Annotated in this window: 15 protein-coding genes; 12 read left to right on the forward strand and 3 right to left on the reverse strand. The window is 18.1% G+C overall.

What is annotated here, in order from left to right:
- Positions 1-26 precede the first annotated feature (26 nt).
- Positions 27-278: a DNA-directed RNA polymerase subunit omega gene (rpoZ, locus tag GJU05_RS02180; RefSeq protein ID WP_208753901.1), complete on the reverse strand. Its 252-nt coding sequence runs from the start codon at positions 276-278 to the stop codon at positions 27-29.
- A gap of 172 nt (positions 279-450) precedes the next feature.
- Between rpoZ and ppa the strand changes: the two genes are divergently transcribed.
- From ppa to infA, 5 genes are all read left to right on the forward strand, one after another.
- Positions 451-993 carry an inorganic diphosphatase gene (ppa, locus tag GJU05_RS02185; RefSeq protein ID WP_208753903.1) on the forward strand — a complete coding sequence of 181 codons (543 nt, stop codon included), beginning with the start codon at positions 451-453 and terminating at the stop codon, positions 991-993.
- Between the two features lie 136 nt (positions 994-1,129).
- Positions 1,130-2,377 (forward strand): phosphopyruvate hydratase, encoded by a 1,248-nt coding sequence (eno, locus tag GJU05_RS02190; protein WP_208753905.1) that lies wholly within the window; start codon positions 1,130-1,132, stop codon positions 2,375-2,377.
- Between the two features lie 70 nt (positions 2,378-2,447).
- A complete protein-coding gene (locus tag GJU05_RS02195) occupies positions 2,448-4,169 on the forward strand; it encodes an ABC transporter transmembrane domain-containing protein (protein ID WP_208753907.1) in 1,722 nt (573 codons plus the stop codon).
- A 28-nt stretch (positions 4,170-4,197) separates the two neighbouring features.
- Positions 4,198-5,943 carry an ATP-binding cassette domain-containing protein gene (locus GJU05_RS02200; protein ID WP_208753909.1) on the forward strand — a complete coding sequence of 582 codons (1,746 nt, stop codon included), beginning with the start codon at positions 4,198-4,200 and terminating at the stop codon, positions 5,941-5,943.
- 35 nt (positions 5,944-5,978) lie between these two features.
- Positions 5,979-6,197, forward strand: coding sequence for a translation initiation factor IF-1 (gene infA / locus GJU05_RS02205; RefSeq protein WP_208753910.1), 219 nt, complete (start codon positions 5,979-5,981; stop codon positions 6,195-6,197).
- Between the two features lie 91 nt (positions 6,198-6,288).
- On the opposite strand, the gene trxB is transcribed toward infA, so the two are convergent.
- Positions 6,289-7,254, reverse strand: a complete 966-nt coding sequence (gene trxB, locus GJU05_RS02210) for a thioredoxin-disulfide reductase (RefSeq protein WP_208753912.1) — start codon at positions 7,252-7,254, stop codon at positions 6,289-6,291.
- 140 nt (positions 7,255-7,394) lie between these two features.
- Here trxB and serS point away from each other — a divergent pair, with 140 nt between their 5' ends.
- Entirely contained in the window at positions 7,395-8,678 is a 1,284-nt protein-coding gene (serS, locus tag GJU05_RS02215) for a serine--tRNA ligase (protein ID WP_208753914.1), read from the forward strand.
- Between the two features lie 25 nt (positions 8,679-8,703).
- On the opposite strand, the gene argR is transcribed toward serS, so the two are convergent.
- The gene (gene argR / locus GJU05_RS02220; protein WP_208753916.1) at positions 8,704-9,183 is read right to left on the reverse strand and encodes a transcriptional regulator ArgR; all 480 of its coding nucleotides are present in this window, start codon (positions 9,181-9,183) and stop codon (positions 8,704-8,706) included.
- Between the two features lie 220 nt (positions 9,184-9,403).
- Between argR and rplM the strand changes: the two genes are divergently transcribed.
- From rplM to cgtA, 6 genes are all read left to right on the forward strand, one after another.
- Complete coding sequence (gene rplM / locus GJU05_RS02225; RefSeq protein WP_208753918.1) at positions 9,404-9,826, forward strand: 50S ribosomal protein L13; 423 nt, start codon at positions 9,404-9,406, stop codon at positions 9,824-9,826.
- Positions 9,827-9,850: 24 nt separating this feature from the next.
- The gene (gene rpsI / locus GJU05_RS02230) at positions 9,851-10,249 is read left to right on the forward strand and encodes a 30S ribosomal protein S9 (protein ID WP_208753920.1); all 399 of its coding nucleotides are present in this window, start codon (positions 9,851-9,853) and stop codon (positions 10,247-10,249) included.
- Between the two features lie 125 nt (positions 10,250-10,374).
- Entirely contained in the window at positions 10,375-11,631 is a 1,257-nt protein-coding gene (murA, locus tag GJU05_RS02235; RefSeq protein WP_208753922.1) for a UDP-N-acetylglucosamine 1-carboxyvinyltransferase, read from the forward strand.
- A gap of 97 nt (positions 11,632-11,728) precedes the next feature.
- A complete protein-coding gene (rplU, locus tag GJU05_RS02240; RefSeq protein ID WP_208753923.1) occupies positions 11,729-12,046 on the forward strand; it encodes a 50S ribosomal protein L21 in 318 nt (105 codons plus the stop codon).
- An 11-nt stretch (positions 12,047-12,057) separates the two neighbouring features.
- Positions 12,058-12,315 carry a 50S ribosomal protein L27 gene (gene rpmA / locus GJU05_RS02245; protein WP_208753925.1) on the forward strand — a complete coding sequence of 86 codons (258 nt, stop codon included), beginning with the start codon at positions 12,058-12,060 and terminating at the stop codon, positions 12,313-12,315.
- A gap of 75 nt (positions 12,316-12,390) precedes the next feature.
- Positions 12,391-13,410, forward strand: coding sequence for an Obg family GTPase CgtA (gene cgtA, locus GJU05_RS02250; protein ID WP_208753927.1), 1,020 nt, complete (start codon positions 12,391-12,393; stop codon positions 13,408-13,410).
- The last annotated feature ends 108 nt before the right edge of the window (positions 13,411-13,518 follow it).

The following is a 13,518-nucleotide window of genomic DNA, read 5'->3' on the forward strand; positions in this document are numbered from 1 at the left end:
ATAAAATAGTTTTTTTTTATAAAAAATTAATAGTTATGTAAATCAATAGATTGAAATTTTTTATCTATATTTTTTTCATAATTATCTATAATTTTTTTATTTATTAACCCTTGTTCAATTTCTCGTAATGCTAAAATAGTTGTTTTATCATTTTTTTCTGGTAATAAAGGTATTTTTCCTCTAATTTGGATTTGTCTAGCTCTTTTAGCTGCTATTATAACTAAATCGAATCTATTACCTATTTTTTGAATAGCTTTTTCTATAGTAATTCTAGCCATAATTAATATACCATTTTTTATTAAAAATAAATAAATTAATTTGTTTATTTTGTTTAAATAATAATAATATTATATATATTAATTATAATATCATATTTTTTAAAAATATAAAATTTTAAAATTATAATATTTTATATAAAGTATATTTTTTATATATAAAGGAAATTATTATATGAATTTAAATTGTATTCCTTCTGGGAAAAATATTCCCAATGATATTAATGTTATTATTGAAATATCTTCTAATTCTAATCCAATAAAATATGAAATTAATAAAAAATACGGAATATTATTTGTAGATCGTTTTATTAATATACCTATCTTTTATCCATGTAATTATGGATATATAAATAATACATTATCATTAGATGATGATCCTTTAGATGTAATGGTAATAACAAAATATCAAATTATACCAGGATCTGTAATTAGATGTCGTCCTATAGGTTTATTAAATATGATAGATGAGTCTGGAGATGATAAAAAAATAATTGCAGTACCACATGATAAAATTTCTCAAGAATATACTTTTATTAAAAGTATAAAAGATTTATCTATTTTTTTACAAAAACAAATTATATATTTTTTTAAACATTATAAAGATTTAGAACAAAATAAATGGTGTAAAGTAAATAATTGGGAAGATGTTTTTCAAGCAGAAAATGAAATTTTACTTTCTATTAAAAGATTTAAACAAAAAAATAATAGTTATTAATATTTTAATAAATTTAAATTATTATTTAATTAAGTTAAAATAATTTAATAAACAATTTTTAAAATTTTAATATATTTTTTATAAAAAAATTTTAGTAAAATATTACTTATATTATAAATTTCATTAAGAGAATAAAATGTCTAAAATAAAAAAAATAATAGGTAGAGAAATTATTGATTCTAGAGGTTATCCAACTATTGAAGCAGAAGTACATTTAAATAATAACATAATTGGGATCGCATCTGTTCCTTCTGGTGCATCAACAGGATCTAAAGAAGCAATTGAATTGCGTGATGGAGATAAAAAAAGATTTTTAGGTAAAGGAGTTTTAAAATCAGTTGAAATAATTAATAATATTTTAAATAAATATTTAATTAATCAAAATTCATTAGATCAAGAAAATATTGATAAAATTATGATTAATTTAGATAATACTGAAAACAAATCTAATTTTGGAGCTAATACTATTTTAGCAGTTTCTTTAGCTAATGCTAGGGCTGCTGCTTTATTTAATAATATACCATTATTTCAATATATTAGTATTATTAATAATACAAAAGAAAAACTTTCTATGCCATTACCAATGATTAATGTTATTAATGGAGGTAAACATGCTGATAATAATTTAGATATACAAGAATTTATGATACAACCTATTAGTGCAAAAAATATAAAAGAAGCTATACGTTATGGGGCTGAAATATTCCATCATTTAGCATTAGTACTTAAAAAAAAAAAATTAATTACTTCAGTTGGGGATGAAGGGGGATATGCTCCTAATTTAAATAATAATAGTGAAGCATTTGATATAATATCAACGGCTATTTATAATGCAGGATTTATTATTGGTAAAGATATTACTTTTGCTATTGATTGTGCTGCTTCAGAATTATTTTATAATAAAAAATATTATTTAAAAAGTGAAAATATAAATTTTTCTTCAAAAGAGTTTACAAATTTTTTATTTAATTTAGTTAAAAAATATCCTATTACCTCAATAGAGGATGGATTAAATGAATCTGATTGGGATGGTTTTATATATCAAACAAAAATATTAGGTAATAAAATTCAATTAGTAGGAGATGATTTATTTGTTACAAATCAAAAATATTTAAAAAAAGGAATTAAATATAAGGTAGCTAATGCAATTTTAATAAAATTAAATCAAATAGGATCCCTTACAGAAACATTATCTACTATTAAAATAGCTAAAAAAGCAGGATATAAAATTATTATTTCACATAGATCTGGCGAAACAGAAGATACTTTTATTTCAGATTTAGCAGTAGGTACAAATGCTGATCAAATTAAAACAGGTTCTATGAGTCGTTCTGATAGAAATGCAAAATATAATCAATTAATTAGAATTGAAGAAAAATTATAAATAATTTATTACTATGTTGTATATATATTCAACATAGTAAAGTTTTATTTAAATAAAATTTAAATTTAAAATGAAAATATATTCGGAAGAAAAAATAATTTTTTGGTTAAAAAAACAGAGTTCTTTTGCTAAAAATTTATTAATAATTTCTTATTTGTTAAATTTTATTAACATATGTGTATTAATAATACAAAATTGGATATTATCTAAACAAATACAAACTTTCTTTTTTAAAGAAAATAAAAAAAAGATTTTTTATTATTATATAATATTATTTTTATGTTTTATTATAAAAATATTTTTAACTATTATAATAAATAAAATAAATTTTTATTATAGTGAAATAATAAAAATCTCTATTAGAAAAAAAATTTTAAGTAAATTAACATCTAGATATTATGAAAAATTAAAAAATCAAACAACTGGATCTGATATATCATTAATTATAAATCAAGTAGAAAATTTACAAGATTATTATAAACAATATATACCTCAATTTTTTAATGTAAAAATATCATCATTAATAATTTTAATTAATATATTATTTATTAGTTGGATTATAGATTTAATAATAATTATTATTAGTATAATAATTATTTTTTTTATAATATTAATTGGAAAAAAAACTATACAAAAAAATAAAAAAAATTTTAAATTATTATCACTTTTAAACGGATTATTTTTTGATAGATTAAAAGGAATAGAAACTATTAGATTATTTAATCTTTACAAAATAGAAATAAAGAAAATTTCTTTTTATATTGAACAATATAGAAAAAAAAATATTGAAATATTAAAAATTATTTTTTTAACTTCAGCTATTTTAGAATTTTTTTCTTCTATTTCTTTAGCTTTTATTATTATGTATTTTAGTTTTACATATTTACATATAATAAATTTTGGTTTTTATAATAAAAATATTAAAATATTACATAGTTTTTTTATATTAATGTTAATTTCTGAATATTTTCAAAATTTTAGTAATTTAGGAATATTATATCATATTAAATCTAAAGCTATTGGTGCAGCAGATAATATTATAAAATTATTAAATAATAAAATTTATATTTTAAAAAAAAAAAAACAATTTTTTTTTAAAAAAACAAATAATTTAGAAATAATAGCAAAAAATTTAATAATTAAAGATAACAAAGGTAAGATATTAATAGGTCCTATATCTTTTAAAATATTTTCTGGTAAAAATATAGTTATTATTGGTGATAATGGATGTGGTAAAACAACATTATTTAATGTTTTTTTAGGTCTTTTACCATATAATGGATCATTAAAAATTAATAATATTGAATTTAAAAATATAAATTTATATAGTTGGTATAAAAAAATATCATTTATAAAACAAAATCCTAAACTACCTGCTATAACAATTAAAAAAAGTTTATTTTTTAATAAAAAAATAAATATTTCTAAAATAGAAAAAATTATTAAGGATATTGGTATAATAAATTTTCTAAAAAAATTACCTAATGGAATAGATACTTCTTTATATAAAGAAAATATATATTTATCAGTTGGACAACTACAAAGAATAGCTATTGCTAGAGCTTTAATTAAAGATCATCTAATATTATTATTAGATGAACCAATATCTAATATTGATATTAGAAGTCAATATGATATTATTAAATCAATAAAAAAAAATAATTCACCTTTTAAAATTAGTATAACAATTACACATAAAATATATCAAATAAATTATTGTAATGAAATATGGTATATGAAAAATGGGAAAATTGTTAAAAAACATATTTTAAAACTAAAAGAAAACAAATAAATTTTTTATTTAAAAAAGAGTTTTTAAAATGTTTTATGTATTTTATTTTTTAAAAAATAATAAAAATTATATTAAAAAAATTTTTTTAGGAATTTTTCTATCTGTAATAAATAATTTAATGAATTTATTCTTATCTATAATTTCTGGATATTTATTAACTTATACTTTTTTATTAAGTATGGAAAATAATCAAATTTATTATAATTATATTATACCTTCAACTATTATTAGATTAATTTCAGTAATAAAAATTATTACTAAATATTTCGAAAAAATAATTCAACATAATAATACTTTATATTTTTTAAAAAATTTAAGAATTATAATTTTAAAAAAAATATTTCCTTTATATCCATCTAATTTAATTTCAATCAATAATATTGAAATATTAAATATATTAATTTCAGATATTGAAATATTAGATTTTTTATATTTACGAATAATTACACCTTTTTTGATTATTATTATAATCACTTTATTAGTTTTAATATATTTAAGTATATTTAATACATTTTTTTTTATAATTTTATTTATTAATATATTAATATTAATTATATTTTATTTTTTTTATTTTTATAAAAAAGGAAAAATAATAGGAGAAAAAAACATAAATACAAAAAAAAAATATTATTATCTAATAAATAATTTTTTATCACATTATACTGAATATAAAGTATTTGAAGGTATAAAATATATATCTAATAAAATCAATATTTTAGAATTAAAATTACAACAAATACAATTAACAAAAAATAATAATAATATTTATTCACAATTATTAATAATTATTATTACTGATATGAATATATTATTATTGTTAATATATAACCATATATATTTTAATAATATAGAATTACAGCATAAAATTATATTATTTTTATTATTTTTAATAACATTTTCAAAAATATTATTTCCTTTAAATAATATTTTTCAAAATATTCATGAAATATTTTTTTCAGCTAAAAAGATTTTTAATTTTATAAATAAAAAACCAACTATTATTTTTATAAATAAAAAAAAAAATAATAGAAATTACTGTTTAGAATTAAAGATAAAAAATTTATCTTTTTATTATAAAAAAAATTATCCATATATATTAAAAAATATATCTTTACATATAAAAAAAAAACAAAAAATTGCTATTACCGGATATAATGGATGTGGAAAAACAACATTATTTATGTTACTAACTAGAGCATGGAATCCAATAAAAGGCAAAATTTATTTAAATAAATATAATTTAAATAAATGGAATTTATCTTTACTAAGAAAAAATATAAGTGTTTTACCTCAAAAAATATATTTATTTAGTGATACATTAAAAAATAATATATTATTAAATAATCAAAATAATATAGATATTAATAATAAATATTTAATAAAAATTTTAAAATTAGTTGGTTTAAAAAATTTATTAGATAAAAAAAATAATTTAAATATATGGATGGGAGAAGGAGGAAGAACACTTTCAGGAGGAGAATTAAAAAAATTAGGAATAGCAAGAATTATCTTTCATAATGGAGATTTGATTTTATTAGATGAACTTACAGAAGGATTAGATCCAAATTCATCTATTAAAATTATTAATTTAATTTTATCAATTTTTCAAAAAAAAATAATTATATTTATTACACATAATATTAATATTATGAAAAAAATGGATTGTATTTATTTTATGGATAATGGTTTTTTAGTTGAAAAAGGAAATTATAAAGAGTTAATAAATAAAAAAGGATATTATTGGAATTATATAAAAAATAATATAAAATTATAATTATAATATTTTATTTATTTAAATAAGGTATAATAATGTCAAAAGAAGATCATATAGAAATGCAAGGTATAGTATTAAATACATTACCAAATACTATTTTTCATGTAAAATTAGAAAATGGGCATATAATAACAGCTCATATTTCAGGTAAAATGAGGAAAAATTATATTCGTATATTAACAGGAGATAAAGTTACAGTAGAATTAACACCATATGATTTAGAAAAAGGAAGAATTATTTTTCGTAGTCGTTAATAATTTGATTATTTAAAATAATATAATTTATAGTAAAATAATTTACTATTTATTTATTAATATTAATTATTTTTAATAAATTAATTATTTATTAATAATTTTTATTTAAAAATTTTTGTGCATCTAATGCAGCCATACATCCTGTAGCTGATGATGTAATTGCCTGTCTATAAGTATTATCCATAACATCACCAGCAGCAAAAATTCCAGGGATATTTGTTTCTGTAAAATAGGAATTATTTAATTTATTTTTATTAGTAATAATATAACCATATTCATCTAATTCTAATATTTTTTTAAATAAAATACTATTAGGAATAGTACCAATTAAAATAAATATCCCATATAATGGGATTATTTGAATATTTTTATTGTATAAAGAATAAATTTTTATACCTGTTACTCCAATATTATTCCCTAATATTTTTTTTACTATATAAGGAGTATGTAAAATGACTTTATTATTTTTTATTAATATTTCTAATTTTTGAAGTAATATTTTTTCAGCAGTAAAATTATTTTTTCTATGAATTAAATGTACTTTAGAAGCAATTTTTCCTAAATATAATGCTTCTTCTATTGCAGAATTACCTCCTCCTATAATAGCTACTACTTTATTACGATAAAAAAAACCATCACAAACAGCACAAGAAGAAACCCCTTTTCCTATAAATTTTTTTTCAGAATCTAAACCTAAAAATTTTGGATATGATCCAGTTGCAATAATTATACTATTGCAAATATATCTAAATAAATTACCTTCTACAATAAAAGGTGATTTATTAAAATTAATAATTTTTATTATTGTATCATTTATAATATTAGTATTAAAATATAAAGCATGATTACATAATTGATCCATTAATTTTTTGCCAGTTATTTGTGGAAAATTCCCTGGCCAATTTTCTATACTAAATGTTTTTGTTAATTGTCCTCCAATATTATTTCCTGTTACAATAATAGGACTTAAATTAGCTCTTGCAGCATATATTGCTGATGTATAACCAGCAGGACCAGATCCTAAAATAAGAAGTTTTGTTTTTTTTAAATTTTTCATATAAACTTATTTTTTTAATATTTAGAATGTTAATTTAAAATATATTATATTAATATCAAATATTTTTAAAAATTAAAATATACATAAAATAAATTTATATTATTATATAATATGTTTTTTATTTAATATAGGAAAAAATTATGTTAGACGTAAAATTATTAAGGAATAATATTAATTATGTATATTCAATTTTAAAAAAAAGAAACTTTTTTTTAGATATTAATTTAATAAATCAATTAGAAAAAAAACGTAAAGATATACAAATAAGAATAGAAAATCTACAGATTAAAAGAAATCAAATATCTAAAATTTTATCAAAAAAAAATATTAATAATACATCTGAATTAAAAAACAAAGTAATTCATATTAATAAAAAAATTTTAAAAGATAAAATTATATTTAATGATATAAAAAAAAATATAAATAATATTTATATTTCAATACCTAATTTACCATTAGATGATGTACCGATAGGAAATAATTCAAAAGAAAATAAAGAAATAAAAAAATGGGGGAAAAAAAATAAATATAATTTTCCTATACGTGATCACCTAGAATTAGGTTATTTAAATAAAGGTATTGATTTAGAAGCAGGTGTTAGTTTAAGTGGTTCAAAATTTTTTGTATTAAAAGGATTAATTGCTTATTTATATAGAATACTTATTCAATTTATGTTAAATATTCATATTACTAATCATCATTATACAGAAATTTATGTCCCTTATATAGTAAATAAAAGAGCTTTATATGGTACTGGACAATTACCTAAATTTAGTAAGGATCTTTTACATATAAAAAATTTTAAAAATTCTGATATATGTGAAGAATTTTTAATACCTACAGCAGAAGTACCTTTAACAAATTTAGTATATAATAAAATTATTGAAGAAAAAAAATTACCAATTAAATTAGTCGCTCATAGTCCCTGTTTTAGGTCAGAAGTTGGTTCATATGGTAAATATAATAAAGGATTAATACGTACACATCAATTTGATAAAGTAGAATTAGTACAACTAGTTAAACCTAAAAATTCTCTTATTGCTTTAGAACAAATTACTAATAATGCAGAAAAAATATTACAATTATTAGAACTACCATATAGAAAAGTATTGTTATGTACAGGTGATATGAGTTTTGCATCAAGTAAAACTTATGATTTAGAAGTATGGTTTCCTTCAAAAAATAAATATTATGAAATTTCTTCTTGCTCTAATATGTGGGATTTTCAATCTAGAAGAATAAAAGCTAGATATAGAAGAATAAGAGATAAAAAAGTTTTGTTTATACATACTTTAAATGGTTCTGGATTAGCAATTGGTAGAACATTAGCCGCTATTATGGAAAATTATCAACTTAAAAATGGAAATATTAAAATTCCTAAAATTTTAAGAACATATATGAATGGATTAAAATATATAAAATAAAATTTTTTGCAAATTTTATTATATATTAAAATTTTTGTTCGAATAAATTTTGTATAGAATTATATAAATGAATAGTTTTAAATAAACGAGTAGGTACTACAAAAATAGTATCATCACCTGCAATTGTACCTAATATTCCTTCTGATTTACCTAAAGAGTCTAATAATCTAGCTATTAATTGAGCAGCTCCAGGACTAGTATGAATAATAATTAAAATATCATTATAATCAATGTCTAATACTAAATTTTTTAATGGACTAGTTGTATTTGGTACACCTAATTCTAAAGGAAAACAATATACCATTTCCATTTTAGTATTTCTGATTCTTACAGCTCCAAATTTTGTTAACATTCTAGATACTTTAGATTGATTAATATTATTAAATCCTTCTTCTTGTAAAGCACGTACAATTTCTGTTTGTGTACTAAATTTTTCTTTTTTTATTAAATTTTTAAATATTTTAATTAAATTAGCTTCTTTTTTTTTTGTAGAAATTAGATTCATAAAATCACCAAAAAAATAAAATAAAAATATTATCTATTTAAAATAAAAATTTTATTTTAAATATAACAAAATGTGTAATATTAAAATAAAAAAGACTAATTGCATTTGTAATATAACTATATTATCATATTTTAATAAAAATTTATATTTTTTTATAAAAAAATTAAAAATAAATAAATTACATAATTTTATTAATTAATCATATTTTGGATATATATAAATGAATATTTTATTAAAAAAAAAAATTCATCGTCAATGGCATCTTATAGATGCAAAAAATAAAATTTTAGGAAGATTATCAAGTATAATTGCATATTATTTGATGGGAAAACATAAAATTTTTTATTTACCTTATACTGATATTGGTGACTATATTATAATTATAAATGCTAATAAAATTAAAATTACAGGAAATAAAAAAAAAAATAAATTTTATTTTAATCATAGTGGTTACTCTGGAGGATTAAAAAAAATTTCATTTGAAAAATTAATTAAAAAAAATCCTTGTAAAATAATTCAACATTCTGTTAAAGGAATGTTACCTAAAAATAAAATAGGAATTTTAATGTTAAATAGATTAAAAGTTTATTCTGGGTTAACACATAAACATATAGCACAAAAACAAAATATTTTGAATATTTAATCATATTATTAAGGATATAAATTAATGAAAAAAACTAATTATGATTATAATGCAACAGGAAGAAGAAAAAGTTCTTCTTCTAGGGTATTTATTAAAAAAGGTAATGGTAATATTTTAATTAATAAAAAAAATATAAATATTTTTTTTTCCAGAAAAACATATATTATCATGATAATGAAACCTTTAGAATTAATAAAAATGAATAATAAATTAGATTTATATATTACTGTAAAAGGGGGAGGTACTTCAGGACAAGCAGGTGCTATTAGACATGGTATTACAAGAGCATTAATAAAATATGATAATTTTTTTAGAAAAGATTTAAAAAAAGCAGGATTTATAACACGTGATGATCGTAAAGTAGAACGTAAAAAAGTAGGTTTAAGAAAAGCTAGACGTAGTCCTCAATTTTCTAAACGTTAAAATTAAATTTTATTAATTAATTTTTTGTAAATTAATTAGAAAAACTATTTATCTTAATAATCTATAAAATATTAAAATTTATTATTGTTTATTTTAAAATTTTATTAGTTTTTTCAGAGTAAAATATGGGTAAATTTATAGTAAAAGGTCCAGTAAAACTAAAAGGAGAAGTTAATATCTCTGGATCTAAAAACGCAGCTTTACCAATTTTATTTGCATCACTTTTAATAAAAGAAGTAATTGAAATTAAAAATATTCCTAAATTAAAAGATATAGATGTAGTAATAAAATTATTTTTACATTTAGGAGTAAAAATTAAAAACAGTAAATCATTAATAATTAATGCAAGTAATTTATACAATAATTTTAATTTTCCAAAAAATTTAATAAAATCAATTAGAGCTTCTATTTGGTTAGTAAGTCCTTTATTATTTCGTTTAAAAAAAATAAATATATTTTTACCAGGAGGTTGTTCTATTGGTATAAGACCTGTTGATTTACATATCAAATATTTACAAAAATTAGGTGCTAATATTTATATAAAAAATAATTATATTATCGGATCTATAGATAAAGAATTTAAAGGATCTCATATTATAATGAAAAAAAGTAGTGTAGGAGCTACTATTAGTATTATTTTAGCTGCAATTTATGCTAAAAATATAACTATTATTGATAATGCAGCAAGAGAACCAGAAATAAAAGATTTAATTAATTTTTTAAATATTATGGGAGCTAATATTAAAGGAGCTGGGACTAATAAAATAATAATTAAAGGTGTATTACAATTAAGAGGAGGTATTTATACAATTATGGATGATAGAATAGAAACAGGAACTTTTTTAATAGCTGCTGCAATCTCAAGAGGAAATATTTTATGTAAAAATACTAATCCTAAAAATTTAAAAATAGTTTTAAAAAAATTAAAATATTCAGGAGCAGAGATTAAAACAGGAATAAACTGGTGTAGTATTAATATGAATAATAAAAAACCTAAAGCTGTTAATATTATAACAGGACCATATCCTAATTTTCCTACAGATATGCAACCTCAATTTACTTTATTAAATTGTATTGCTTCGGGATTTAGTATAGTACAAGAAACTATTTTTGAAAATCGTTTTTTATATATACATGAATTAAATAAAATGGGAGCAAAGATTTTTATAAAAAATAACAAAGCATTTTGTAAAGGAGTTTCATCACTTTATAGTACAAAAATTAAAGCTACAGATTTAAGAGCATCAATTAGTTTAGTTTTAGCTGGATGTATTGCTACTGGGATAACTATTATTGATAATATTGAGTATATTGATAGAGGATATGAAGATATAGAAAAAAAATTAATTTCCTTAGGTGCAAAAATAAAAAGATTAAAATAAAAAGATTAATAACATAAAAATTATTAAATAATTTTATTATATTATATTTTTTATATTATTAATTATTTTTTTAAATATGTTATAAGGATAATAATAAATGTATGCTGTTTTTGATAGTTGTGGTAAACAATATAAAGTTATTCAAGGTCAAACTATTAAAGTAGAAAAAATTATAGGTAATATTGGAGATAAAATTGAATTTAAAAATGTTTTAATAATATATAATAAAGATAAAATTAATATAGGAAATCCTATTATTCCAGGAGCTAAAATAATAGCACAATTAATTTTACATGGTAAAAATAAAAAAATTAAGATAATTAAATTTCGTAGAAGAAAACATTTTAGAAAAACACAAGGACATCGTCAATTATTTACTAATATAAAAATTCTTAAAATTAAATATTCAATATAGGAAAATAATTTATGGCACATAAAAAGGCTGGAGGTTCCTCCAGAAATGGTCGAGATTCACATTCTAAAAGATTAGGAATTAAATGCTTTGGAGGAGAAAAAGTAAAACCAGGATATATTTTAATAAGACAAAGAGGTAATAAATTTCATGCTGGAGATAATGTAGGATGTGGTAAAGATCATACTTTATTTTCTAAAATAGAAGGAATTGTTAAATTTACTAATAAGGGGATAAAAAAAAAAAAATATATTAATGTTGTTTCTATTTAATTCTAAATTATATTTAAATAGAAAATAATTTTTTTTAATTAATAAAATATATTTTTTTAATAAAATGGAGTTATAATGAAATTTTTTGACGAAGCTATTATAAATATTAAAGCAGGTAAAGGAGGTAACGGATGTATTAGTTTTCATCGTGCAAAATTTATTCCTAAAGGGGGACCTGATGGAGGTAATGGAGGTAAAGGAGGTAATATATATTTTATATCTGATAATAATATTAATAACTTAAATAATTTTCATTGTAAAAAAAATTATATGTCTCAAGATGGATTTAAAGGACAAAATTATCAATGTACAGGAAAAAATGGTAAAAATTTATTTATTAGAGTACCAATAGGTACAAATATTATTGATATAAAAAAAAAAATAGTTCTTATATCATTAAAAAAAAATAGACAAGTTTTTTTAGTAGCAAAAGGAGGAAATGGAGGATTAGGTAATATTAATTTTAAATCTTCTATAAATAGAACACCATATAAAAAAACTGAAGGTATTCTAGGAGAAAAAAAAAAAATAAAATTAGAATTTATTTTAAAAGCAGATATAAGTGTTTTAGGTTTACCTAATTCAGGAAAATCAACATTTATAAAAAAAATATCTTCTGCTAATACTAAAACCGGAAATTATTTTTTTACAACTACTAAACCTATTTTAGGTATTATTAAAAATAAATTAAATAATTCTTTTGTTTCAATATTAGATATCCCTAGTATTATAAAAAAATCTTCTCTTGGTAAAGGTTTAGGATTAAATTTTATTAAACATTTTGAATATTGTAATTTATTATTACATTTTATAGATATATCTATGATTAATATTAAAAATAATTCATCTATATTTGATATTGTAAATATAATTAATTATGAAATTAAAAAATATAATAAAAAATTTCTTTTAAAAGAACAATGGCTTATTTTAAATAAAATTGATTTACCACATAATAAAGATAATTTAATTTATTATAGTAAAAAGATTTTAATAAAATATAAATTTATAAAAAAATTTTATTTTATTTCATCTAAAAAAAATATTGGTATAGAAAAACTATCTTTAGATATTTTAAAATATTTAAATAAATAAAAAAATTATAATATAAAATTATTTTACTAAAATATTTTATATAAAATAATTATATTTTTTTATAACAAAATTATATTAAATTAAATTTTATTTAATTTGGATTTTAAA

It is taken from the genome of Enterobacteriaceae endosymbiont of Donacia fulgens, from assembly GCF_012567545.1.
In the GTDB taxonomy this organism is placed as follows: Bacteria; Pseudomonadota; Gammaproteobacteria; order Enterobacterales; family Enterobacteriaceae.